Source organism: Arthrobacter sp. UYCu512 (assembly GCF_040547075.1).
Lineage (GTDB): Bacteria > Actinomycetota > Actinomycetes > Actinomycetales > Micrococcaceae > Arthrobacter.
Genome location: NZ_JBEPPA010000008.1, coordinates 93,872 through 118,576, shown reverse-complemented (window position 1 = coordinate 118,576; position 24,705 = coordinate 93,872). Strand labels below are relative to the sequence as shown.

At 66.2% G+C, this 24,705-nt stretch carries 23 protein-coding genes; 10 read left to right on the top strand and 13 right to left on the bottom strand.

What is annotated here, in order from left to right; all coding sequences use genetic code 11:
* Positions 1-113: 113 nt before the first annotated feature.
* The gene (locus ABIB49_RS10400; protein WP_354157043.1) at positions 114-1,319 is read right to left on the bottom strand and encodes a thiolase family protein; all 1,206 of its coding nucleotides are present in this window, start codon (positions 1,317-1,319) and stop codon (positions 114-116) included.
* A complete protein-coding gene (locus ABIB49_RS10395; protein WP_283479660.1) occupies positions 1,312-2,718 on the bottom strand; it encodes a class I adenylate-forming enzyme family protein in 1,407 nt (468 codons plus the stop codon). Before ABIB49_RS10395 ends, ABIB49_RS10400 begins: the two co-directional genes overlap by 8 nt.
* Before the next feature lie 58 nt (positions 2,719-2,776).
* On the opposite strand from ABIB49_RS10395, the gene ypfJ reads away from it, so the two are divergent.
* Positions 2,777-3,667 carry a KPN_02809 family neutral zinc metallopeptidase gene (gene ypfJ / locus ABIB49_RS10390; protein WP_226774902.1) on the top strand — a complete coding sequence of 297 codons (891 nt, stop codon included), beginning with the start codon at positions 2,777-2,779 and terminating at the stop codon, positions 3,665-3,667.
* A gap of 93 nt (positions 3,668-3,760) precedes the next feature.
* Here ypfJ and ABIB49_RS10385 read toward each other — a convergent pair whose 3' ends face one another.
* The 6 genes from ABIB49_RS10385 to ABIB49_RS10360 form a co-directional block, all read right to left on the bottom strand.
* Positions 3,761-4,093, bottom strand: a complete 333-nt coding sequence (locus ABIB49_RS10385) for a metal-sulfur cluster assembly factor (protein ID WP_226774901.1) — start codon at positions 4,091-4,093, stop codon at positions 3,761-3,763.
* A gap of 13 nt (positions 4,094-4,106) precedes the next feature.
* The gene (gene sufC, locus ABIB49_RS10380) at positions 4,107-4,904 is read right to left on the bottom strand and encodes a Fe-S cluster assembly ATPase SufC (RefSeq protein WP_226774900.1); all 798 of its coding nucleotides are present in this window, start codon (positions 4,902-4,904) and stop codon (positions 4,107-4,109) included.
* 87 nt (positions 4,905-4,991) lie between these two features.
* Positions 4,992-5,351, bottom strand: a complete 360-nt coding sequence (locus ABIB49_RS10375) for a non-heme iron oxygenase ferredoxin subunit (protein WP_226774899.1) — start codon at positions 5,349-5,351, stop codon at positions 4,992-4,994.
* 31 nt (positions 5,352-5,382) lie between these two features.
* The gene (gene sufD / locus ABIB49_RS10370) at positions 5,383-6,669 is read right to left on the bottom strand and encodes a Fe-S cluster assembly protein SufD (RefSeq protein WP_226774898.1); all 1,287 of its coding nucleotides are present in this window, start codon (positions 6,667-6,669) and stop codon (positions 5,383-5,385) included.
* Positions 6,669-8,132 carry a Fe-S cluster assembly protein SufB gene (sufB, locus tag ABIB49_RS10365; protein ID WP_226774897.1) on the bottom strand — a complete coding sequence of 488 codons (1,464 nt, stop codon included), beginning with the start codon at positions 8,130-8,132 and terminating at the stop codon, positions 6,669-6,671. The genes sufD and sufB overlap by 1 nt, the downstream gene beginning before the upstream one ends.
* Positions 8,132-8,998, bottom strand: coding sequence for a helix-turn-helix transcriptional regulator (locus tag ABIB49_RS10360; RefSeq protein ID WP_502913792.1), 867 nt, complete (start codon positions 8,996-8,998; stop codon positions 8,132-8,134). Before ABIB49_RS10360 ends, sufB begins: the two co-directional genes overlap by 1 nt.
* Positions 8,999-9,145: 147 nt before the next feature.
* Here ABIB49_RS10360 and ABIB49_RS10355 point away from each other — a divergent pair, with 147 nt between their 5' ends.
* From ABIB49_RS10355 to ABIB49_RS10345, 3 genes are read left to right on the top strand one after another with little or no spacing between them, the layout of a single operon-like run.
* Positions 9,146-10,114: an ABC transporter ATP-binding protein gene (locus ABIB49_RS10355; protein WP_226774895.1), complete on the top strand. Its 969-nt coding sequence runs from the start codon at positions 9,146-9,148 to the stop codon at positions 10,112-10,114.
* On the top strand, positions 10,111-10,935 hold the full coding sequence (locus tag ABIB49_RS10350; RefSeq protein WP_282359940.1) for an ABC transporter permease: 825 nt from the start codon (positions 10,111-10,113) through the stop codon (positions 10,933-10,935). The genes ABIB49_RS10355 and ABIB49_RS10350 overlap by 4 nt, the downstream gene beginning before the upstream one ends.
* 7 nt (positions 10,936-10,942) lie before the next feature.
* Complete coding sequence (locus tag ABIB49_RS10345; RefSeq protein ID WP_283479667.1) at positions 10,943-11,887, top strand: COX15/CtaA family protein; 945 nt, start codon at positions 10,943-10,945, stop codon at positions 11,885-11,887.
* 106 nt (positions 11,888-11,993) lie between these two features.
* Here the strand turns inward: ABIB49_RS10345 and ABIB49_RS10340 are convergent, their stop codons facing one another.
* Positions 11,994-12,956, bottom strand: coding sequence for a heme o synthase (locus ABIB49_RS10340; protein ID WP_226774892.1), 963 nt, complete (start codon positions 12,954-12,956; stop codon positions 11,994-11,996).
* A gap of 516 nt (positions 12,957-13,472) precedes the next feature.
* Here ABIB49_RS10340 and tkt point away from each other — a divergent pair.
* The 6 genes from tkt to pgl all read left to right on the top strand — a co-directional run bounded on the left by tkt (position 13,473) and on the right by pgl (position 21,738).
* On the top strand, positions 13,473-15,590 hold the full coding sequence (gene tkt / locus ABIB49_RS10335; protein WP_354157064.1) for a transketolase: 2,118 nt from the start codon (positions 13,473-13,475) through the stop codon (positions 15,588-15,590).
* A 66-nt stretch (positions 15,591-15,656) separates the two neighbouring features.
* Entirely contained in the window at positions 15,657-16,787 is a 1,131-nt protein-coding gene (gene tal, locus ABIB49_RS10330) for a transaldolase (protein ID WP_354157042.1), read from the top strand.
* Positions 16,788-16,791: 4 nt separating this feature from the next.
* Positions 16,792-18,426, top strand: coding sequence for a glucose-6-phosphate isomerase (locus ABIB49_RS10325; RefSeq protein WP_226774890.1), 1,635 nt, complete (start codon positions 16,792-16,794; stop codon positions 18,424-18,426).
* Between the two features lie 15 nt (positions 18,427-18,441).
* The gene (gene zwf, locus ABIB49_RS10320) at positions 18,442-20,004 is read left to right on the top strand and encodes a glucose-6-phosphate dehydrogenase (RefSeq protein ID WP_226774889.1); all 1,563 of its coding nucleotides are present in this window, start codon (positions 18,442-18,444) and stop codon (positions 20,002-20,004) included.
* Positions 20,001-20,942, top strand: a complete 942-nt coding sequence (locus ABIB49_RS10315; protein ID WP_226774888.1) for a glucose-6-phosphate dehydrogenase assembly protein OpcA — start codon at positions 20,001-20,003, stop codon at positions 20,940-20,942. The genes zwf and ABIB49_RS10315 overlap by 4 nt, the downstream gene beginning before the upstream one ends.
* Positions 20,932-21,738, top strand: coding sequence for a 6-phosphogluconolactonase (pgl, locus tag ABIB49_RS10310; RefSeq protein ID WP_226774887.1), 807 nt, complete (start codon positions 20,932-20,934; stop codon positions 21,736-21,738). Before ABIB49_RS10315 ends, pgl begins: the two co-directional genes overlap by 11 nt.
* Before the next feature lie 31 nt (positions 21,739-21,769).
* Here pgl and ABIB49_RS10305 read toward each other — a convergent pair whose 3' ends face one another.
* From ABIB49_RS10305 to ABIB49_RS10290, 4 genes are all read right to left on the bottom strand, one after another.
* Positions 21,770-22,150 carry an RNA polymerase-binding protein RbpA gene (locus ABIB49_RS10305; protein ID WP_354157041.1) on the bottom strand — a complete coding sequence of 127 codons (381 nt, stop codon included), beginning with the start codon at positions 22,148-22,150 and terminating at the stop codon, positions 21,770-21,772.
* Positions 22,151-22,267: 117 nt separating this feature from the next.
* Complete coding sequence (secG, locus tag ABIB49_RS10300) at positions 22,268-22,525, bottom strand: preprotein translocase subunit SecG (RefSeq protein WP_226774885.1); 258 nt, start codon at positions 22,523-22,525, stop codon at positions 22,268-22,270.
* A 49-nt stretch (positions 22,526-22,574) separates the two neighbouring features.
* Positions 22,575-23,390, bottom strand: a complete 816-nt coding sequence (gene tpiA, locus ABIB49_RS10295; RefSeq protein WP_226774884.1) for a triose-phosphate isomerase — start codon at positions 23,388-23,390, stop codon at positions 22,575-22,577.
* Positions 23,391-23,471: 81 nt separating this feature from the next.
* Entirely contained in the window at positions 23,472-24,698 is a 1,227-nt protein-coding gene (locus ABIB49_RS10290) for a phosphoglycerate kinase (RefSeq protein ID WP_226774883.1), read from the bottom strand.
* Positions 24,699-24,705 lie beyond the last annotated feature (7 nt).

Here is a 24,705-nt window from a genome sequence, read left to right as displayed (position 1 = left end):
CCCTGGCCCGTGCCACTGGACCCAGACCTGTTATGTCCACCGGGTGAGCCCGGGGTTGGGCATGTCCATGCGCCGACGGCGGTTGGGCATGTCCACCGGAGGCAGGGACGCAACTACCGAAGACTCCGGTATTCCAGCAGCGCCGCGGTTCCCATTCCGCCGGCGATGCTGATCAGGGCAAGCGCCAGCTGTCCCTGCACCGGGGTGCGGCGGGCCTGGGCCAGCAGCCGGGTGACCAGCACCGCGCCGGACGCCCCGTAGGCGTGCCCGAGGGCCAGGGCCCCGCCATCGAGGTTTGCGCGCTCCGGGTCGATGCCGAGCCGGTCCAGGCACGCAATCGTCTGGGCTGCGAATGCCTCGTTGAACTCGACCAGGCCCAGCTCCGCGGCCGTAACGCGGCTGCGGCCCAGCACCCGCGCGGCCGCCACCGCCGCGCCGATGCCCAAGAGTTCCGGATCCACGCCCGCCGTCTGCGTGTCCCGGACCAAAAGCCCGTCGCGGGCGCCGAGCGAACGTGCCCGTTCGACCGAGGTGATCACGACGGCGGCGGCCGCGTCGGCGTCGAAGCATGAGTTCCCTGCGGTGACGGTACCGGCGGCGGCAAACGCCGGCGGGAACCGGGCCAGCACAGCCGCTGTCAACCCGCGGCGCGGCCCGTCGTCGCTCCGGATGGTGCGCGGACCGTCCGGTCCGGACACCCCGGGGAGTTCAACTATCTCGGCGTCGAAGAGTCCTGCCGCTGCCGAAGCCAGGGCGCGGTGGTGGCTGCGCAGCGCACCGGCGTCCTGGCGCTCCCGGCTGATCCCGAAGCGGGAGGCCACGTTTTCCGCGGCCTGCCCCATATCAGGGTCACCGTATCCGGGGGGGACAAACTGCGCCCGGGAGAAGAACTCCGGGACGCCGGCGCTATTTGTGCGGGCGCGAAGCGGGGCCGTGCTGATGCTTTCCACACCGCCGGCCAGATACAGTCCGCCGCCGCCTGCGGCCACAAAGCGGGAAGCGAGCACAATTGCGTCGAGACCGGAGCCGCACTGGCGGTCCACTGTGAGACCGGGGACGCTGACGGGCAGCCCGGCTCCGAGGGCCGCTAGCCGGGCCACGTTTCCGCCGCCGCCCACGGCGTTGCCGATCAGAACGTCCTCGACAGCTTCCGGGGCCACGGCCGTGTCGCGCAGCAGGCTTTGGAGGACGGGGGCGAGGAGTTCATGGGCGGGCACGGTCTTTAGGACTCCGTTGGCCCGGCAAATCGGGGTGCGCCTGGCGGCGATGATGACCGGCTGCCGGTCCTCGGGAAGAATCAGTGGGCTGGGGTTAGTCAAGGCGCCGGACCCGGGGGTCGTTGCGGGCGATCCAGTCGAGCATCAGTTCCCGGCTGAGTTTGCCGCGGTCCGTCAGGGGAAGCTCCGCCAGGAGGAAGTACTGCAACGGCCGTTTGCTGCGGGCCAGCACGCCCTCAACGCCCGCCTTCAGCTGGGTCGCTGTCACGCCCCCGTGGGAGGGGACAATGCCGGCGACGACCTTCTGGCCGCGGAGATCATCCGCAGGGCCCGCGGCAACAGCGGCGGCCACGCCCGGAATGGCAGCCAAAGCCAGCTCCACCTCATGCGGGTAGACGTTGGTGCCGGCGGTGATGATCATCTCTGCGCGTCGGCCCAGCATGTGCAGCGTGGCGCCCTCAAGGTAGCCCTGGTCTCCCACGGTGTGCCATCCGTTGACGTTCTGCAGCGCGTGGCCGTCGTCGCCCCAGAGGTAGCCGTCACTGACCATCCCGCTGCGCACGCAGATGTTGCCAACGCTTCGGTCGGGCAACGGGTCTCCGGCGTCGTCGAGGATGCGGATTGCGACGCCGGGAAATGCCGTGCCGATACCGGTTCCGAGCTGTTCCGGGGGCTGCCCGGGCAGGAGGCCCGCGCCGGAGACGAAGCTGAGCTCCGAGGCGCCGTAGTACTCGAAGATGGTGGCATTGGGTGCCCAGCGGCGTGCCGCCTCGAGGGTCCGCGCGTCCAGCTTCGAACCGGCGCAGATGATGCTCCGGATGCCGGCTGCGTCGACACCACCGCTTAGGCCCCGTTCGCTAAGGAGCCGGAGCATCGTAGGGACCAGGACCAGCCGGGTGATTCCGTCGTGGCTGACGGCAGCGTGTGCCTCTCCGACGTCGAACCTGGCCAGGGTGTGGAACTCCGAGCCTGCATACAGGCATTCGGACAGGGCATAGAGGTTCAGGCTGGCGGCCAGCGGGCCGGGCGCCAGGGTCCTGTCCCCCGGTTCCAGGCCGAAGAACTCCACCGAGGCGTCAAAGGACAGCCGCCAGGACCGGCGGGAACGGCTGAATGCCTTGGGAACCGACGTGGTGCCCGAGGTCAGGCCGATCAGGAACGGGGACCCGGCCGGCCCGTCCACCAGAGCGGACCCGGCGACCAGCGCATCCGCGGCCGGAACTGCGTCGCCAATCCGTTTCCTGATTTCGTCCTGCAGGTGCGGCGGCCAGGCCGGGTCCAGCACCGCGCATTGCCGCTCCCCCGCCACCGCGGCCGTAAACGCCGCGGCGAAGTGCAGGGAGTTCTCCTCACAGAGCACCGTCACCGCGGGCGAGCCGTCCACCAGGCCGGCGGCCGCCTCGCGCAGTTCCTCCCAGCTCAGGCGCTGCCCGGCCACCACGACGGCGGTACCGTCGGGGCGGTCATCGGCCCACTGCTGGAGTCTGTTGATAAACGGCATCGAATCAACTTTACCGGCCGGGGAGTGCCGGGCAGCCGGTCCACGATATTGTGACTCCATGAGTTTTAATGACAACGTCCAACTGGACCCATCCCAGGTACAAGACCGCCGCGGCGCGGGCCGCGGCGTTAAGGTCGGCGGCGGGATTGGCGGGGGCATCGTCCTGTTGATCGCGGTCCTGCTCGGCGTAAATCCCGCCCTGCTGGATGGCCTTGGCGGAAGCAGCACGCAGGACCCCGGGCCGCAGGGGCAGGGCGCCGCCGCGGCCTGCCTGACAGGTGCCGATGCGGACGCCCGCCTCGACTGCCGGATCACGGGAACGGTCAACAGCCTGAACGCGTTCTGGCCCGCCTACCTGGCGGAAACCGGCACCCGGTACCCGCAACCGCAGACTGTTATCTTCGCTGCGGCCACCGGCACAGGCTGTGGCAATGCCACCTCGGAGGTGGGGCCGTTCTACTGCCCCGCCGACAGTACCGCGTACTTTGACCCGGGCTTTTTCCAGGAACTGGTGGATCGGTTTGGTTCTTCCGGCGGACCGCTGGCGCAGGAGTATGTGGTGGCCCACGAGTTCGGCCACCATGTCCAGAACATCCTGGGGAACCTGGACCGGGCCCAGCAGGATCCCCAAGGACCCGAATCCGGGGCCGTCCGGGTGGAACTGCAGGCTGACTGCTACGCGGGCTTGTGGGTGCACTACGCCACCACCGCGAAGGATCCCGCGACCGGGGTGCCGTTCCTGGAACCGCTCAAGGAGCAAGACCTCAAGGACGCGCTGTCCGCTGCCTCGGCGGTCGGTGATGACCGGATCCAGAAGGCCGCGACCGGCAAGGTGACTCCGGAGGCCTGGACCCACGGTTCCAGTGCCCAGCGCCAGACCTGGTTCTACCGGGGCTACACGTCCGGGGATATCAAGCAGTGCGACACCTTCACCGGCGCCACCCCGTAGCCGCAGACCCTGCAGGCCGTGAAACGCCGACGGCGGGCCCGCCCCCAGGGGGTGGGCCCGCCGTCGTCTGTACGTCCGGGACGCGGTGCAGACTTAGATGTTGAAGCCGAGGGCCCGCATCTGGTCGCGGCCATCTTCGGTGATCCGTTCCGGACCCCACGGCGGCATCCACACCCAGTTCAGCCGCCATTCGTCGACGACCCCGTCGAGGGCCTTGCCGACCTGCTCCTCGATCACATCGGTGAGCGGGCAGGCAGCCGTCGTAAGCGTCATGTCGATCAGCAGGGCGCCATCGTCGTCCGAGTACTTCAGTCCGTACAGGAGGCCCAGATCAACGATGTTCACGCCCAGTTCAGGGTCGATCACATCCATAAGCGCCTCTTCGACATCCTCGAGGGCCGTGCGGGCCACATTGAGTTCGGTCATCGTATAGTCCTCACTAGGCCTGTGCTGCAGCGGAAGCGGCAGCGATGGTGGCCGCTCCTGCGCCGGTGGCGTAGCGGTCGTAGCCTTCATCTTCGAGGCGGTCGGCGAGCTCCGGGCCGCCCTCTTCGACAACCTGGCCGTCAACAAACACGTGCACGAAGTCCGGCTTGATGTAGCGCAGGATCCGGGTGTAGTGCGTGATCAGCAAGGTGCCCATTTTGCCCTCTGAGTGGGCGCGGTTGACGCCTTCGGAGACAACCTTCAGTGCGTCGACGTCGAGGCCGGAGTCGGTCTCGTCCAGGATGGCGAACTTCGGCTTGAACAGCTCCAGCTGAAGGATCTCGACGCGCTTCTTCTCGCCGCCGGAGAAACCCTCATTGACGTTGCGCTGGGTGAAGTCGGCGTCAATGCGCAGCTGCGCCATGGCAGCCTTGACGTCCTTGGTCCAGGTCCGCAGCTTGGGTGCTTCGCCGTCGATCGCGGTCTTGGCGGTGCGCAGGAAGTTCGTCATGCTGACGCCGGGAACTTCGACGGGGTACTGCATGGCCAGGAATACGCCGGCGCGGGCGCGCTCATCGACGCTCATGGTGAGGACATCCTCGCCGTCCAGCGTGATGGTGCCGGAGGTGACGTTGTAGCGCGGGTGACCGGCGATGGTGGACGCCAGGGTCGACTTGCCGGAACCGTTCGGGCCCATGATGGCGTGGGTCTCGCCCGTGCGGATTGTCAGGCTGACGCCCTTCAGGATTTCCTTTGTGCCCTGCTCGGTGTCAATGCTGACGTGCAGGTCCTTGATCTCAAGAGTAGACATGTGCCTTGTTCTCCTCTGCACGGTGCCCTGTGGCACTGTGCGGTTCTTTGTCGATAAGTTTCTTGTGCGGGGGCCGGCTGCAGGCAGCTAGCTGAAGTTCGGGGCCTCGGCACCGTTCAGGACGTTGGTGAAGTCCACATAGACCTCGTCGTCCAGGACGGTGACGGCAAAGACAGGAACAGGGTCGTACGCCGGCAGCTGCAGCGGCTCGCCGCTGCGCAGGTCGAACTGTGAGCCGTGGCCCCAGCACTCGATCCTGCAGCCCTCCACCTCACCCTCGGAGAGTGAAATGTCCGCGTGCGAGCAGGTATCACCGATGGCGTGGATCTCCCCCATCGAGTCCTTGACGATCGCGACGGGGAAGTCGTCGACCAGGATCCGCAGCGCCTGCTTGAGTTGGATCTCACTGGCTTTGCAGACGAGCTCGCCTTGTGGCTGTTCAGTCATTGCTGGTTTCCGTGTTCTCTCGTGCTGCGCTTTAGTTTTCCGTCGCCGCGAGTTCGCGCTCGACGGCTTCCGTGAGGCGCTCCTCGATGGCCGGGACCTGGATCTGCTGGATGATCTCGTTCAGGAAGCCGCGGACCACCAGACGGCGGGCCACCTCTTCCGGAATTCCGCGGGCCATCAGGTAGAACAGGTGCTGGTCATCGAACCTTCCGGTTGCGCTGGCGTGTCCGGCCCCGGCAATCAGGCCGGTCTCGATTTCCAGGTTCGGCACGGAATCGGCGCGGGCACCGTCGGTGAGGACCAGGTTGCGGTTGGCCTCGTACGTGTCGGTGCCCTCTGCTTCCTTGCGGATCAGGACGTCACCCACCCAGACGGCGTGCGCATTGCGGCCCTGCAGGGCGCCCTTGTAAAGCACGTTGGACTTGCAGTTGGCGACTGCATGGTCCACAAAGAGGCGCTGCTCCAGGTGCTGGCCGGCATCGGCGAAATACAGGCCGAACAGTTCCACTTCAGCGCCGGGAGCCGTGAAGCGGGCCGACGGCGTCACCCGCACCAGATCCCCGCCCAGGCTGACGACGATGTGCTTGAACTTGGCGTCACGGCCGAGCTTCACCTGCTGGGACGAGGCGTGTACGGCGTCGTCGTTCCATTCCTGGAGCGAGATGACCGTCAGCTGCGCGCCGTCCCCGACGAGGATCTCGATGTTTTCCGAGACGACAGCCGTGCCCTGGTGGTCCAGGACAATCACGGACTTGGAGAACTGTTCCGCAACAATCACCAGGTGCTGCGCGGAAGCTTCGGTACCTTGGCCGGTCAGCAGGACGCTGACTTCGCCCTCCACCTGGACCTCGGCCGGAACCGTAATGACGGTGGCTTCGGTGAAATTCTCCCAGGCGTTCGCGGAGACACGGTCCTCGGGGATCGCGGCAGAGCCGATCCGGCGGTCCTCACGGCCGACGGTCTCGACCACAACGCTTTCGGGGGCGGTGACGCTCACGGTCGGCGCAGCGCCGTCGAGGACGTCGGTGTGCAGGCCGCGGAGCCGCTTGAGCGGGGTGAACCGCCAGTCTTCTTCCATCCCGGTCAGCGGCTTAAAGTCCGCCAGTTTGTAGGAGGTCAGGCGCCCGGCGCGCGAGCTGTCCGGAATACCAACGCCGCCGCCGTGCGAGTGGGCCTTGACGGCTTCGCCGGCCAGGGGCGACTTGGACTCCGCAGAGTTCAGCGGGGAGAGGCTTTCGCCTTCCTCGGTGAAACCGTTGATGAACGGCTGGGCGGAGGGCGCGCCGATGCGGGCTTTTTCAGTAGTGATGTCAGTCATTAACCGACCGATCCTTCCATCTGCAGTTCAATCAGGCGGTTCAGCTCGAGGGCGTATTCCATCGGCAGCTCACGGGCAATCGGCTCGATGAAGCCGCGGACGATCATCGCCATGGCCTCGTCTTCGCGCATACCGCGTGACATCAGGTAGAACAGCTGCTCCTCGCTGACCCGCGAGACGGTGGCCTCGTGCCCCATCGTCACATCATCTTCACGGATGTCGATGTAGGGGTACGTGTCCGAACGGCTGATGGTGTCCACCAGGAGAGCGTCGCAGCGGACGGTGTTGGCCGAGTGCTTCGCGCCCTCGCGGACCTGGACCAGACCGCGGTAGGCGGCACGTCCGCCGCCGCGGGCCACGGACTTGGAAACTATCGAGCTTTTCGTGTTCGGAGCGATGTGGACCATCTTGGAGCCGGTGTCCTGGTGCTGGCCTTCGCCGGCAAACGCAATCGAGAGGGTCTCGCCCTTGGCGCCTTCCCCGACAAGGTAGACCGCCGGGTACTTCATGGTGACCTTGGAGCCGATGTTGCCGTCAATCCACTCCATCGTGGCGCCCTCTTCGCAGATGGCGCGCTTCGTGACCAGGTTGTACACGTTGGTGGACCAGTTTTGGATGGTCGTGTAGCGGACGCGGGCGCCCTTCTTGACGATGATTTCCACTACTGCGGAGTGCAGCGAGTCCGAGGTGTAGATCGGCGCCGTGCAGCCTTCGATGTAGTGGACGTAGGAGTCCTCATCCGCGATGATCAGCGTGCGCTCAAACTGGCCCATGTTTTCCGTGTTGATGCGGAAGTAGGCCTGCAGGGGGATGTCCACGTGGACGCCCTTGGGAACGTACACAAACGAGCCGCCGGACCACACCGAGGTGTTCAGCGACGCGAACTTGTTATCGCCCACCGGGATGATGGTGCCGAAGTATTCCTGGAAGATCTCCGGGTGCTCGCGCAGCGCGGTGTCAGTGTCCAGGAAGATCACGCCCTGCGCTTCGAGGTCCTCGCGGATCTGGTGGTAGACAACCTCGGACTCGTACTGTGCAGCCACGCCGGAGACCAGGCGGCTGCGCTCGGCTTCCGGAATACCCAGCTTCTCGTAGGTGTTCCGGATGTCCTCAGGCAGGTCTTCCCAGGTGTTGGCCTGCTTTTCCGTGGACCGCACGAAGTATTTGATGTTGTCGAAGTCAATGCCGGAGAGGTCAGCGCCCCAGGTTGGCATGGGCTTGCGGTCGAAGTACTTCAGACCCTTGAGGCGCAGGTCCAGCATCCATTCCGGCTCGTTCTTCTTGGCTGAAATGTCGCGGACGACGTCCTCGTTGATGCCCCGGCGGGCGTTGGCGCCGACGTCGTTCTTGTCGGACCAGCCGTACTCATAGGTACCGATTCCGTGGAGCTCGGGATTCTTTTCCAGAATCTCCGAAATCACAGTGGATTCAGCAACCTTCTTCTCTGATAGTTGGTCCGTCATCACGGCCTTTCTTGCAGATGGTTGGATACTTCGTCCAGGCTGCCCGGGTTGGTTGCGGTGCTGTGAGGCACCGTGGCCGCCGGACGGCCTGTAGGTATGTGGGTGGTGCAGACGTGGCCGCCGCGGGCCAGTGTGGACAAGCGGCGGACATCAACGCCCACCAGCCGGGAAAACACGTCGGTCTCCACGTCGCAGAACACCGGGAACTGCGCGGCGAGCTGTTGGATGGGGCAATGTCCCTGGCAGAGCTGCACGCTGGAGAGAGCCGCCGGCAGCGGCGCCCGCGCCTCGATCGACGCAGTGGAGGCCACGAACCCGTCGCGGCTCAGCGCCTCCGAAAGCGCCTGGGCCCGGGCAGTGATGTCCTGCCCGGCCGCCTCAATCTCGGGCGCGTAGCGGCGCTCCATTTCGCCGAAACGCTCGACGGCGAACTGCCGCACGGCCTCAGGGCCCGCCATTTCGCCCAGGCGCCGCAGCGCCAGGGAAGCGATGTCGAGGTAGTCGTTTCCGAGTGTTTGCTGGCCCTGTGAACTGAGGACGTAACGGCGCGCCGGACGCCCTGCCCCCGCTCCGGAGCGGGCCGCCCGCTTAACTTCGATCACGCCACCGCTGGAGAGGTGGTCCAGGTGCCGTCGTACCGCCGCGGACGTGAACCCCAGCAGATCCCCGAGTTCAGTTGCGCTGATGGGGCCGTGTTCGAGCACGGCATTCAGCACCCGGTCCCGGGTGCGCTCTTCGGCATCCGCCGCCGGAAAAGCAACTGACGCATCGGCCGCCACGGACCCGGACGATGCCCTTGGCACCGTGCGCGGGAGGCTTGTTCGCCCGGCAGGGCCAACAGACTGGGGTGGGCTCATGGAATACACAACACAATAATGTCGTAATTTAGTCCCCCGATCCAGTAAGGCAGGACTATCCCCGCTGATGCTGTGCGCCGGCCGGCGCCAGCAGCCCGCCTTCGCACCCCGGCTGACGGCCGGAATGCGGGCTACTACATCCCGTAGAATGTTCTGGTGCGATCCCCCCAATCCCCCGTCCTGACCATCAGCGGCCTCGTCAAGGATGTTGGCCCACTCCCCACCCTCGACGGTAAAATGCTGCGGGTGGTCAGCGGGATCTCCCTTGTCGCCGAACGCGGACAGGTCACGGCACTGCTGGGGGCCAACGGGGCCGGTAAGACCACTACGATCGAATGCGCCCAGGGGCTGCAGAAGCGCACCCAGGGAAACATCAGCCTGCTCGGCGAGGACCCGGACACGGCGGGGGCCCGCCTGCGCGCCCGCGTAGGAGTGATGCTGCAGGACGGCGGCCTGCCGCCCTCGGCCCGGCCCATCCCGCTGCTCAGGCATATCGCCGGCATGTACCAGAACCCGCGCCCGGTCGGGGAACTTATTGAACGCCTCGGCATTGACGCTTTCAGCCGGACGTCGGTGCGGCGGCTCTCGGGCGGGCAGAAACAGCGGCTTGCTCTTGCCGCCGCCCTTGTGGGCAATCCCGAAGTCCTGTTCCTGGACGAGCCAAGTGCCGGCCTGGACCCGCAGTCGCGCCAGCTGGTGTTCGAGCTCATCTCCGAACTCCGGAACCTCGGGATGGGAATCGTCCTGACCACCCACCTCATGGACGACGCCCAGCGGCTTGCCGACTACGTCTACATCATCGACGCCGGCCGCAACGTTGCCGAGGGGACGGTTGCAGAACTCCTGCAGCACCCCCTCCCGGCAGGCGCCGGCGAGCAGCACATCCGAACGCTGCTGTTCGAGACCGAGCCCGGACTGGATTTCACCGGTGTGCTGCGGGGTGGCGTCAGCGTCACCGAAACGCGGGCCGGCAGCTATGCCGCGACGGGTGCGCTGACCGCCGAGGACCTCGCGGCGATCACCGCATGGTGGGCCGGCCGGGGAATCATGCCACGCTCGCTGCGCCTGGAAGCGCGCAGCCTCGAGGACGTTTTCCTCGACATTTCCGGAAGGGAAGTCCGATGACCCGCGAAAGTTCCGCCGCCGGCAGTACGTCACTGGGGAGCGTTCCGCCGGGCACCGTCTCGCCGGCCGGTCAGCTGGGGAGCGCCCCCGCACCGCTGCTTCGCCGCATCCTCCTGCAGGGACGGTACGAGACCGTCACCATGCTCCGGAACGGCGAACAGCTGATCCTGGCGATAGTGCTGCCGCTGCTGGCCATGGTGGGCCTGACCGTAACACCGTTGCTGGACGGATTCGGCGCGAGCCGGATCAATGTCGCAGTGCCGGGCATCCTCGCGCTGTGCGCCATGTCCACAGCCTTCACCGGCCAGGGCATCTCGACCGGGTTTGACCGCCGCTACGGTGTACTCCGATTTCTCTCCACCACTCCGCTGGGCCGAACCGGTCTGATAGCCGGTAAGGTCCTCGCGGTCCTGGTGGTCCTGACCCTGCAGGTCCTGGTCGTCACCGCAGTGGCCTTGATGCTTGGCTGGCAACCGAATCTGCTGGGCTGGGCCCCGGGTCTGGCTGTGCTGGTGCTCGGGGCTGCGTCCTTTAGCGCCCTGGGCCTGCTGGTCGCCGGGACGGTCCGGCCGGAGGCGACCCTCGCGATCACCAATCTGCTCTGGATCCTGCTCGGTGCCCTCGGGGGGATTGTGATCCCGGCCGAACGGCTGCCCGTCTTGGCGCAGGCGATCGTGCACTACCTGCCCTCCGGCGCCCTCGGACAGGCTCTAAGGGATGCGTTTCTTTCCGGCAGTGTCAACCCCGCGCCCGTAATTGTCCTGCTGCTCTGGACGGCGATCGCCGGCGGCGCAGCAACCCGTTGGTTCAAATGGAATTGAGAAAACTGTGAGCACGGACTCCCGCCTGCCCCGAACCGCCGCCCGGGTTATCGCCTGGCTGCCCGACACCGTTAACGCGACGGTAAAGCGGCTGGCGGTGCTGTCCCTCATCGGCCAGACCCTCCTGATCGTGACCGGCGGCGCGGTCCGCCTCACGGCGTCGGGACTGGGTTGCCCGACGTGGCCGCGCTGCACGGATTCTTCGCTTGTGAACACCCCGGAAATGGGCATCCACGGCATCATTGAATTCGGCAACCGGCTCCTGACCTTCGCACTGGCTGCGGTCGCGGTAGCCATGCTCGTGTATTTGTGGAAGCTCCGCAAGGAACGCCGCGACCTCTTCCTGCTGGCCCTCGGGCTGCTCGCCAGCATCCCGGCACAGGCAATCATCGGCGGCATCACAGTCCTGACCCAGCTGAACCCCTGGGTGGTTGGCCTGCACTTCCTGGTCTCCATGGCACTCGTGGTCCTCGCAACCCTATTGGTTAACCGCGCCTACGGGCGGACGGGAAAATTCCAGGTGGCAGTGCTGGTGGCGCTTCCGGGGGCCACCCGCCCGCTGATGATTGCCGTCGCAATGCTATCCGCCGTTGCAGTCTGTCTGGGCGTGGTGGTTACCGGCGCGGGCCCGCACGCGGGCGACGCGGACGCCCCGCGCAACGACCTGGATTGGGACCTGTTCGCACACATTCATGCTGTTCCGGCCTACCTGGTGACCGCCGGTGCCCTGATCGCGCTGTACCTCATCGTTAGGGACCGGATCACCGGACCCTTCCGCACCGCCGTCGTGACGCTCCTCGGCGTCACCGTGCTGCAGGCCGCCATCGGCTTCACCCAGTATTACAACGGCATCCCGGCGCTGCTGGTCGCCGCACACATGCTCGGGTCTGCCCTACTGATGAGCGCGGCAACCAACGCCGCCGACCTCGCCCGCAGCAGCCCGCTGAAGTAACAATTCACCACACAAACAACGCGGGGTCACCTGCCGCCCGGGATGGGCGGCAGGTGACCCCGCGTTGTTGTTACGGAGGTCAAGCGGAGGTCAGGATGTGTGGCGGCTAGCGGCCCATGATCGCCGGGCCGATGAACGGATCGACCGCGACGGCGATAAAAAGCAGGGTCAGGTAGCTGATTGAACCGTGGAAGACCTTCATGGCACTCTTGTTGGACACGTCCCCGGCCTGCGCCCGGTTGTGCAGTGAGTGCGATTCGTAAAGGAACCACGCCCCCGCGAGGACCGCCGTCACCGTGTAGACCCAGCCGGCGCCGCCGGCCGGGACCAGCAGCAGCGAGCATGCCACCATGGCCCAGGCGTACAGGACCACCTGCACCGAGACCACCTTCGCACCGGCGATCGCGCCGAGCATCGGAACGTTGGCGTTGCGGTAGTCCTCGCCGTAGCGCATGGACAGCGGCCAATAATGCGGCGGCGTCCACAGGAAGATGACCATAAAGAGCACAACGGCAGGCCACTGCACCGTGTTCGTCACCGCAGCCCAGGCAATGAGCACGGGGAAGCAGCCGGCCGCGCCGCCCCAGACGATGTTCTGGGCCGTGCGGCGTTTGAGGATCATGGTGTAGATAACGACATAAAAGACAATTGCACCAAGCCCGAGCCAGGCCGCGAGCGGATTGGCGCCGAACCAGAGGATGACGATCGCTGCGGCGCCCAACAGCCAGGAGAAGACCAAGGCCTCCCGCGGGGTGACCTCCCCCGTGACGAGCGGCCGGTTCTCGGTGCGGTGCATCAGTTTATCGATGTCGCGGTCGATGTAGCAGTTGAAGGAACCTGCGCTGCCCGCGGCGAATGCGCCGCCTACGAGCGTTGCCAGGATCAGGCCGATCGACGGGAAGCCGCGTTCGGCGTAGATCATGGTCGGCAGGGTGCTGACCAGCAGCAACTCGACGACGCGGGGTTTTGTGAGCGACAAATAGGCCTTGGCTTTGCGGGCAAAGCCGATCCTCCCACGGACGGGAGAAGCGTTCAGCGGCGTATCTGTTGTGCTCACGGTGGCAGTCACTCTGTTCTGTCTGGCTGATCAGTCCGGCTTTTCCGCAACACAGGTTGCATGTCGGCGGGGGCCCACGCGCATTCTACCGGCGCGTCCGCACCCCCACGGGTAGCCACGATCCATCATACCGTGACGGCACGGCGCGCGGGTCCCGACGGTGCCGCCGGCAGCCCCGGGTGTTTCGAACAGGTTAACGCGGGCTCACGGGCGGCCGCGGCGGCCCGTGATTCATATAACCGGAAATCCCGTCCATTTAGTGAGATTCGCGGCCGTCCGAGGGTGGAATGGGGCTAAGCTGTCTGCAGATCAGCGCGCACGGAACGCCCTGCACGGTCCGTTCCAGTGACTGAAGTGCCTGTCCGGAGTTTCCGCGGATGTCCGATTGCACGCGCGACTGAATGATAGATCAACGTTTCGATGGTGAACGGCTGGTACGTACCGCAGCGGGCACCGAACTGTGCCCGGACGGGACTGACCAAACCACCCGCCGTCAGCACAGAGAGGGGCCCGGTTTTCGTGCCACATTTGGAAGAGCAAGAACTGTCTTGGACCAGCTTGGACCAGCGCGCCGTGGACACTGTCCGCGTTCTCGCTGCCGACGCCGTGGAGAAGGTCGGCAACGGCCACCCGGGGACGGCGATGAGTTTGGCGCCTGCCGCCTACCTTCTCTTCCAGAAGTGGATGCGGCACGATCCGAAGAGACCTGACTGGTTGGGGCGGGACCGTTTTGTGCTCTCCCCCGGGCATACCTCACTGACCTTGTATATCCAGTTGTTCCTTTCCGGGTATGGCCTTGAGCTGGAGGATTTGAAGGCGTTGCGCACCTGGGGTTCGTTGACGCCGGGCCACCCGGAATATCAGCACACGGCCGGGGTGGAGATCACCACTGGGCCGTTGGGTCAGGGTCTGGCGTCCGCGGTGGGTTTTGCCTATTCCCAGCGGCGGATGCGCGGGTTGTTCGATGCTGATGCTCCCGCTGGTGCCAGCCCGTTTGATCACACCATCTGGGTTATTGCCTCCGACGGCGACCTGCAGGAGGGTGTGACCAGTGAGGCGTCCTCCCTCGCCGGCCACCAGGAGCTCGGCAACCTCGTTGTCATTTATGACGAGAACCACATCTCTATCGAGGACGATACCGACGTCGCCTTCACCGAAGATGTCCTGGCCCGCTACGAGGCCTACGGCTGGCACACCCAGCGTGTGGACTGGACCCGGACCGGCGAATACAAGGAGGACGTGCAGGAACTCCACGCCGCACTCCTCGCCGCGAAGGCCCAGACGGACAAGCCCTCGATCATCTCGCTGCGCACCATCATCGGGTACCCGGCACCGAAAAAGCAGAACACCGGTAAAATCCACGGCTCCGCGCTGGGCGCGGAGGAAGTCGCGGGCCTGAAGAAAGTCCTGGGATTCGACCCGGAGCGCTCGTTTCAGGTCGACGACGAGGTCCTGGCGCACACCCGGGAAGCGCAAGACCGCGGCGCCGCGGCCCGTTCCGAGTGGCAGGCGTCCTTCGAGGCGTGGCAGGCCGGGAACCCCGAGGGCGCGGCACTGCTCGAACGCGTCGAGGCGCGTAAACTCCCGGCCGGTTTCGACGCCTCCCTGCCGGTCTTTGAAGCCGGCAAGGACGTTTCAACCCGGGCCGCATCCGGGAAGGTCCTGAACGCGATCGGCCCGGTTATGCCCGAGCTGTGGGGCGGTTCGGCGGACCTGGCGGAGTCGAACAACACCACTATTGAAGGCTCCGCGTCGTTCATCCCGGTGTCCCGGTCCACAAACGCGTGGAAGGGCAACCCGTACGGGCGCGTCCTGCACTTCGGGATCCGTGAGCACGCCGCCGCGTCGATCGTGAACGGCATCACCCTGCACGGGGCGACCCGGGCGTTCTCCGGCACGTTCCTGATCTTCTCCGACTACCAGCGTCCGGCCATCCGGCTCGGTGCGCTGATGGGAGTCCCGTCCTTGTATGTCTGGACGCACGACTCAATCGGTCTCGGCGAAGACGGTCCGACCCACCAGCCGGTCGAGCAGCTTGCGTCACTGCGTGCCGTTCCGGGCCTGGACGTCGTCCGCCCGGGCGACGCGAACGAGGTCGCCGCGGCCTGGAAGGTTATGCTCGAAAACCACCAGAACCCGGCCGGGATCGTGCTGACCCGTCAGAACATTCCCACCTGGGCCCGCGGCGGAGGGGACGCCGACGCGGACACGTTCGCGTCAACCGCCGGTGTCGCAAAGGGCGGATACGTTCTCGCCGAAGCCTCCGCCAACGGCCAAACCGCCCAGGCCCGGGTCATCCTGATCGGCACCGGTTCCGAGGTCCAACTCGCCGTCCGGGCCCGCGAAGCACTGCAGGCCGAAGGCATCCCGACCCGGGTCGTGTCCATGCCGTGCGTGGAATGGTTCAACCAGCAGGACCCCGCGTACCGTGAAGCCGTGCTGCCAAGTGCCGTAAAAGCACGTGTCTCGGTCGAGGCCGGGCTTGCCCTGGGCTGGCGGGAGTTCGTCGGCGACGCCGGCCGTTCCATCAGCCTTGAACACTTCGGCGCTTCCGCGGACTACAAGCGCCTGTTCCAGGAATTCGGCATCACCGCCGAAGCCGTCACCGCCGCAGCCAAGGAATCCCTCGCCGGCCTCACGGCCTGACCCGAACTTCATACCTTCCGGGCCGCCGCCCCAACAGGCGGCGGCCCCAGACTCCAGGAGTGAAATATGACCACCACCCCCGCTTCTTCCCCCACGCAGCAGCTGTCCGACGCCGGCGTCTCCATCTGGCTCGATGACCTCTCCCGCGGGCGCCTCGATACCGGTACCCTGCGCAAACTGATCGAAGAGAAAAACGTCGTGGGGGTCACGACCAACCCGTCGATCTTCCACGCGGCTATCACCACCGGCCACGACTACGACGCCGTCATCGCCGCCCAGGCCGCGGCCGGGGCCAGCGTTGAGGACACCGTCTTCGCCATCACCACAACCGACGTCGCCGACGCGTGCGAGCTCTTCGCCCCGGTGGCGGCTGCCAGCAACGGCATCGACGGGCGTGTGTCCATCGAGGTGGACCCGCGTCTGGCCTGGGACACCGCCGGTACGATCACCGAAGCCAAGGAACTCTACGCCCGGGTCAACAAGGACAACGTCCTGATCAAGATCCCCGCGACCCTCGAAGGCCTCGAAGCAATCACGGCCACCCTGGCGGCCGGCATCAGCGTCAACGTCACGCTGATCTTCTCGCTGGAGCGCTACCGTGCCGTCATCAACGCCTTCCAGACCGGCCTTGAACAAGCCAAAGGCAACGGCCACGACCTCGCCACGATCCACTCCGTCGCGTCGTTCTTCGTTTCCCGCGTCGACTCCGAGATTGACAAGCGCCTCGACGCGATCGGCACCGACGAATCCCGGGCCCTCAAGGGCAAAGCCGGCCTGGCCAACGCCCGCCTTGCCTACCAGGTTTACGAAGAGCTCTTTTCCACCGAACGCTGGGGCCTCCTGGCCGACGCCGGGGCCCGCCCGCAGCGCCCGCTGTGGGCCTCCACCGGAGTCAAGGATCCTGCCTACCCCGACACCCTTTACGTCACCGGGCTTGTGGCCCCCGGCGTTGTGAACACCATGCCGGAGAAGACCCTCGACGCGACCTTCGACCACGGCGCCGTCACGGGGGACACGATCAGCCGCGGCTACGACGACGCCAACGCCACGCTGAATGCACTCGATGCCCTCGGCATTTCCTATAACGAAGTCGTCGCGACCCTCGAAACCGAAGGCCTCGACAAGTTCGTGGCAAGCTGGAAGGAACTGCTGGCCGACGTCGGGGTCGCCCTCGCCGCTGCACGGAAGGACGCTTAGTCCCATGACCACACTCAGCTACGACGCCACGGGCGCCGCCCGCCTCGCCCACGAACAGCACCTGCCTGCCCTGCTGGCGGACAAGGTCGCCACCCGGATCTTCGCCAAGGACCCCACGCTGTGGGGTTCCGAGGCCGAAGCCGAGGCTTCCGTCCGGCTCGGCTGGGTCGAGGCGGCCACGGTCTCCCAGTCCCTGGTGGCGGACATCCTGGCCCTGCGTGACGCACTGCGCGCCGAAGGTGTCCGCCGGATCGTGCTCTGCGGCATGGGCGGTTCCTCGCTGGCCCCGGAGGTCATCGCCGGAACCGCCGGCGTCGAGCTGACCGTCCTGGACAGCACCGATCCGGAACAGGTCTCCGCCGCGCTGGCGGACCGGCTGGCCGAAACCGCTGTTGTGGTGTCCTCGAAGTCCGGATCCACCTTGGAGACGGATTCCCAGCGCCGGATTTTCGAGCATGCCTTCACCGCGGCCGGACTCGACGCGAAGAGCCGGATCATCATCGTCACCGATCCGGGATCCCCGCTGGACAAGGCCTCCCGCGAGGCCGGGTACCGCGCGGTATTCAACGCCGACCCAAACGTCGGCGGCCGCTACTCGGCGCTTACTGCGTTCGGGATGGTTCCGTCCGGCCTTGCCGGGGTGGATATCCAGGCTTTCCTGGACGAAGCGGAGGAAGCCGCCGAGGTCCTCAACGAGGACGGCGGGGAAAACATCGGTCTGGCCCTCGGCGCCGCGCTGGGCGGCACCAAGCCGCTGCGCAACAAGATCGTTATTGCCGAGGACGGCTCGGGGATCAAAGGCTTCGCGGACTGGGCCGAACAGCTCATCGCCGAGTCCACCGGCAAACTCGGCACCGGCGTGTTGCCGGTTGTCGCCGGACCGTCTTCCCCGGAAGCGACCCTCGGCGCCGCGGACGTCCTTGTCATCCGCCTTGTGGCGGCCGATGCCGACGTCGACCTCGGTGAGAACGAGGTTGCGATTGCCGGCGGCCTGCCCACCCAGATGATGACGTGGGAGTTCGCCACGGCTGTCGCCGGGCGCCTCCTCGGGATCAACCCCTTTGACCAGCCTGACGTCGAAGCTGCCAAGGTGGCCGCCCGCGGCCTCCTTGACGCGCAGCCGGAGCCGACGCCGGCGGCCTTTACCGACGGTGCTATCGAGGTCCGCGGAGGTTCCTGGCTTGGCGGCGCCCGAACCGCTGCCGGCGCTCTCAGCGCGCTGCTCGGCGAACTGGAGCCGGACAGCTACCTCAGTGTCCAGGCCTACTTTGACCGACTCGCCTACGCACCCCTTGAGGACGTCCGGGACCAACTGGCAGCCGTCACCCGCCGCCCCGTGACGTTCGGCTGGGGCCCGCGGTTCCTGCACTCGACCGGGCAGTTCCATAAGGGCGGACCCGCGATCGGTGTCTTCCTGCAGGTGAGCGCAGCGGCAGCCACCGACCTGGCCATCCCGGATCGGCCTTTCAGCTTCGGGGAGTTGATCTCGGCCCAAGCCGCCGGCGATGCGCAAGTCCTCTCGGAACACGGCCGCCCGGTCCTGCGCCTGCACCTCACGGACCGCGCCGCAGGCGTCCGCCAGTTGCGGGAAATCGTTGCGGCGCTGGCCGGCCAGGCAGTCCCCTCCACCGAAAGCTAAGGCACCCACCCAACCATGCCAGAAAACCACAACGGCAACCGCAATTCCACGGGCCGGGGGCGGAACCCGCTCCGGGACCCGAGGGACCGGCGCCTGAACCGTATTGCCGGACCGTCGTCGCTGGTCCTGTTCGGGGTCACGGGAGACCTCGCCCGTAAAAAGCTCATGCCGGCCGTCTACGACCTGGCCAACCGCGGGCTGCTCCCGCCCAGTTTCGCGCTCGTCGGTTTTGCGCGGCGGAACTGGGAGAATGAGGACTTCGCCGCCGAGGTGAAGACGGCGGTGAAGGCTTACGCCCGCACCCCGTTTGATGAGACCGTGTGGACCCAACTGTCCGAGGGCATCCGTTTTGTGCAGGGCGAGTTCGACGACGACGAAGCGTTTAAGCGCCTCAGTGAAACCATCGACGAACTCGACGAACAGCGCGGAACCCGCGGCAACCACGCGTTCTACCTCTCCATCCCCCCGAACGCCTTCGAACTGGTGTGCCGGCAGCTGTCCAAACATGGCCTGGCGCAGGCCGCCGGAGACAAGTGGCGGCGCGTTGTGATCGAAAAGCCGTTCGGCCACAACCTGGAATCGGCACGCCAGCTCAACAACATCGTGGAATCCGTCTTCCCGCCCGATTCCGTTTTCCGGATCGACCACTATCTGGGCAAGGAGACGGTGCAGAACATTCTGGCACTGCGCTTCGCCAACCAGCTCTTCGAACCGCTCTGGAACGCCAACTACGTCGACCACGTCCAGATCACCATGGCCGAGGACATCGGCACCGGTGGCCGGGCGGGCTACTACGACGGTGTCGGCGCAGCCCGCGACGTCCTCCAGAACCACCTGCTGCAGCTGCTGGCGCTCACCGCAATGGAAGAGCCGATTTCATTCAACGCCGATGACCTGCGCGCGGAAAAAGAGAAGGTCCTTGCAGCGGTCCGGCTCCCCGCAGACCTGTCCACCCACTCGGCCCGAGGGCAATTCACCGGCGGCTGGCAGGGCGGCGAGCAAGTTGTTGGCTATCTGGAGGAAGAAGGCATCCCGGCGGACTCCAAAACGGAGACCTTCGCCGCGATCCGGGTCGACATCAACACCCGGCGCTGGGCGGGAGTGCCGTTCTACCTTCGCGCCGGCAAACGGCTGGGCCGCCGGGTGACCGAGATCGCTGTGGTGCTCAAGCGCGCACCGAACCTGCTCTTCACCGACCACGGTGAGGACGACTTCGGCCAGAACGCCGTGGTGATCCGGGTCCAACCCGACGAGGGCGCCACCATCCGGTTCGGCTCCAAGGTGCCGGGCACGCAGATGGAGGTCCGGGACGTCACGATGGACTTCGGCTACGGCCACTCCTTCACCGAGTCCAGCCCCGAGGCCTACGAACGGCTGATCCTTGACGTGCTGCTTGGTGAACCGCCGCTCTTTCCCCGCCACGCGGAAGTCGAGCTGTCCTGGAAGATCCTGGACCCGTTCGAGGAATACTGGGCGTCCCTGCCTGAACAACCGGAACCGTACGCCCCCGGAAGCTGGGGGCCGGCTTCCGCCGACCAGCTGCTTGCCCGCGACGGACGAACCTGGAGAAGGCCATGATCGTAGATCTTCCCGACACCACCACCTCGAAGATCTCCAAGAAGATCACGGCACTGCGTGAGCAGGGCGGCGTGATCGCCCTGGGACGGGTACTGACCCTGGTGGTCGTCACCAAGTCCGGGCTCGAGGAGGAGGCTATCGAAGCCGCCAATGAGGCCAGCCGCGAGCACCCCTGCCGGATCATCGTCCTTGCCGACGCCGGCGCCAAGGCTCCAACCCGGCTCGACGCGCAGATCCGGGTGGGCGGTGACGCCGGCGCATCCGAGGTTATTTTGCTCCGCGGGTACGGCGAACTCGCGGAGGAAAGCGAATCGCTCGTTGCGGCGCTGCTGCTGCCGGACGCGCCGATTGTAGCCTGGTGGCCGCACGGTGCCCCGAAGAATGCGTGCGAGACGTCCATCGGCCGGATCGCGCACCGGCGCATCACGGACTCGGGCAACGAGGCGGACCCGCAGCGGGCCCTCGAGAACGTCCGCCGCACCTATAAAGCCGGTGATACGGATCTCGCCTGGACGCGCCTGACCAACTGGCGAATCCAGCTGGCGGCGGTCCTGGACCAGGTGGACAGCTCACCGGTCACGGCCGTCGCCGTCGAAGGCGCCTCGGACTCCCCCAGTACTATCCTGCTCGCCGCATGGCTGACGCTGGCACTGGATGCCCCGGTGACAATTGTCGCTGACCCGGCCGGCACCGGAATCCGGCGTGTCCGGCTGACCCGGTCCAGCGGGGACGTGCAGCTGTTCCGGCCCGGGCAGACAGTGGCGGAACTGAGCCAGCCGGGCCAGCCGGTGCAGCGCATCTCCCTTCCGCGCCGCAGCCTGAAGGACTGCCTGGCCGAGGAGCTGCGTCGGCTCGATCCGGACGAAGTGTTTGGTGAAGTGATTACTATTGGACTGCCACGTACCAACTTAAGGAGTGTCCGTCCCAGTGAGCGCTGAGCCCAGAGTAAGCATCCATCCCGACTCGACCGTTCTGATGGCCGCCATCGCGGCCCGCCTGATCACCAAGCTCGTGGACATTCAGGACAAACACGGCGAAGCGACGGTGGTGCTGACCGGTGGCTCGATGGGCATCGGGTCGCTCAAGGCAGTCGCCGAGTCGCCTGCTGCGCCCGCCGTGGACTGGTCGAAGGTCAATTTCTGGTGGGGTGATGAGCGGTTCCTCGCAGCCGAGGACCCTGAACGCAACGCCCGACAGGCCCGCGATGCGTTGCTCTCCCATATCAACGCCGATCCGGAGCGAATCCACACCCCCGGTTCCACCGCGGACTTTGACACTCCGGAAGAGGCTGCCGCGGACTATTCCCGCCGCCTGGCCGCGGCCGCGGCTGCGGAACACGCCGCGGACATGTCCGACGACCGGCCGGAGCGGCCCGGGGTCCTCCCCCGCTTCGACATCGTGCTCCTCGGCGTGGGTCCGGACGCGCACGTCGCCTCGCTGTTCCCCGAACAGGCCGGCGTCAGGGAGAAGCAACTGACGGTGGTGGGGGTCCGCAACTCCCCCAAGCCGCCGCCGATGCGGGTGTCGCTGACGCTGCCGGCCATTAACACGGCACTGGAAATTTGGATGGTCGTTGCCGGCGAGGACAAAGCCGGTGCGGTCGGACTGGCCCTTGCCGGAGCCAACCCGGTACAGGTGCCGGCGGCAGGTCCAAGGGGCCGGGACGAGACGCTGTGGCTGATCGACGAAAATGCGGCCTCGCACGTTCCGGAACAGTTGGTGCGCAAGGCCTAGGCCGCTCTCTTCCACCGCCTATCCTGCCAATCTATCCTGGCGGGAAGGATCGGCTGGCGCGCAGCCGCTCCAGCGCTCCGGCCAGGACGTCCTCGGCGTCTTGGCTGGAGCGCCGTTCTTTAACGTATTCGAGGTGGCTTTTGTAGTTTTCCGCCGGGACGTCATCGAGTGAGAATTGGGTTTCGTCCCGGGTTGCGGTTCCGCCGCAGTGCCGGCAGTCCCAGACACCGGGGATCTGCTCGTCGGGCAGCTGCGCGAAAACCAGTGCAGTCTCGTGGCCCTTGGCGCAACGGTAGGAGAACCGGGTGCGCGGTATCCGGGCGGCCGCGCTGGCAGGCGGCTCGTGGCGTGCTGGAGCCCCTTCTGTGGCACCTACCCGGGTTCCCCGGAACCCGGAGGCAGAATGAAGCATCGGGAGCTCCTGGCTACTCGAGGGACGGAATGCGCATGCAATCAGCCACAGTGTAGTTGGTGAGCTCCCGATGCCGGGAGGGCCAGAGGACCCGTTATTGAGTTTTCGGCCGTTGGGTCAGGAGTCGCCGGCACCGCTGAAACGCATCAGCAGACCCAGCCCGATGATCACAATGCCCCAGGTGATGCCAAGGATGACCGTAAAGCGGTTCAGGTTCCGTTCGGCGACGCCGGAGGAGCTGAGGCCGGAGGTCATGCCGCCGCCGAACATGTCGGACAGGCCGCCACCGCGACCCTTATGCAGCAGGATGAGCAAGGTCAGCAGCAGGCTGGTGATGCCCAGGAGGACCTGCAGAATGACATGAAGAACGTCCACGACGGCCTTTCAGAAGATTTGGATTGCGGGGGCCACGATGGTGTCCGGACTAATCCGTCAGCAGGTGACTCTCGAACCTGACAATATTAGCAAACTCGGCGGCATCCAGGCTGGCGCCGCCAACAAGCAAGCCGTCCACGTCGTGCTCTTTCATGATGGCGGCAGCGTTGTTGGCCTTAACCGAACCGCCGTAAAGCAGCCGGGTCTTGGCGGCGACGTCGGCACCAAAAAGGGTGGACAGTTCGCTGCGGATCGCGGCACACATTTCCTGCGCGTCGTCCGGACCGGCAACTTCGCCCGTTCCGATGGCCCAAACGGGCTCGTAGGCGACGACGAGTTCCGCGGCCTGCTCGGGGGTGAGGCCCTCGACGCCAGCCCGGAGCTGCGCGAGTGTGTGGTCAACGTGCGTTCCGGCCTGCCGGATTTCCAGGCCTTCGCCGACGCACAGCACGGGGGTAATGCCGTGCCGGAAGGCTGCCTTGGTCTTCGCGTTGAGGACCTCGTCAGCTTCGTGGTGGATGGTGCGGCGTTCGCTGTGCCCGACCAGGACGTAGCTGCAGCCAAGCTTGGCGAGGAACTGCCCGGAAATGTCGCCGGTGTACGCACCGGAGTCGGCCGGCGAGAGATCCTGGCCACCGTAGACAACCTTCAGCTCATCGCCCTGGACGAGCGTCTGGACACCGCGAAGGTCGGTAAACGGCGGGAAAACGGCAACCTCCGCCCGGCTGTAGTCGTGCTTGGCGTCCGAGAGGGTCCAGGCCAGCTTCTGCAGCAGGGTAATGCCCTGGACGTGGTCCATGTTCATCTTCCAGTTGCCAGCGATGAAGGGCGTCCGGTCGAATTTTCCGTTGCTTGACGTAGTCACGTGGTCTCCAAAAAGGTCGTAGCAGTGAAACAGCCGGCAGGGCGCCCGTCCTTGGAGAAGGGGCCCTGCCGGCTGGAGGATTTAGCGGTCCAGGACGCTCAGGCCGGGAAGTTCCTTGCCTTCAAGGTACTCCAGGCTGGCGCCGCCGCCGGTGGAAATGTGCCCAAACTGATCATCGGCGAAACCGAGGGTCCGGACCGCGGCGGCGGAGTCGCCGCCGCCGACGACTGTGAACGCCCCGGTTTCGGTTAGTGCCGCGGCGACGGCCCGTGTCCCGGCGGCGAACGCAGGGAACTCGAATACCCCCATGGGTCCGTTCCAGAACACCGTCCTGGCGCCCTGGATCCGTTCCGCGAACGCGGCAGACGATTCCGGACCGATGTCCAGGCCAATGCCCTGCGCGCCAAAGCTGCTGCCTTCCATCGCGTCCGCACGCACCGTCTCCTGCGCGGCGTCGGCGGCGAACTTATTTGCCACCACGACGTCGGTGGGAACCACAAATTCGGTCCCGGCGGCCGCTGCGCGCGCCAGATAGTCCTGCACGACCGGAATCTGGTCCTCTTCGAGCAAACTGCCGGCCACCTTGTGGCCCGCGGCGGCGAGGAAGGTGAACAACATGCCACCGCCGACCAGGATGGTGTCTGCCTTGCCGATGAGGTTGTTGATCACGGCCAGCTTGTCCGAGACCTTGGAACCGCCCAGCACAACGACGTAGGGCCGCTGCGTGTCGGTGGTGAGCTTGCGCAGCACCTCGACCTCGGTGCGGACCAAGTCGCCCTGGTAGGAGGGCAGGCGGGTCGCGACGTCGTACACACTGGCGTGCTTGCGGTGTACGGCGCCGAAGGCGTCGTCCACAAACGCGCCGTGGGATCCGGTGAGGGCCACCAGCTCATCGGCGAATGCGCCCCGTTCAACGTCGTCCTTTGACGTCTCCCGGGCGTCGAAACGAACGTTCTCCAGGACCAGGGCCTCGCCGTCCTGCAGCGCCGCCGCTCCGGCCGCAGCGGAACTGCCGACGGTGTCCCCTGCAAGGGCGACCTTGAAGGAGGCGAGTTCGGCAAGCCGCGCGACAGCTGGCTTGAGTGAGAACTTGTCCTCGGGGGCGCCCTTGGGGCGGCCGAGGTGGGCTGTAACCAGCACGCGGGCACCGGCATCCGTGAGCTTCGCCAGCACTGGGAGGGAGGCCTTGATGCGGCCGTCGTCAGTGACTGAAGAGCCGTCGAGCGGTACGTTCAGGTCACTTCTGACCAGAACGTACCGCCCGCGGACACCATCAGCGATCAGTTCGTTGAGGGTGTGGAATGTCATGAGTCTT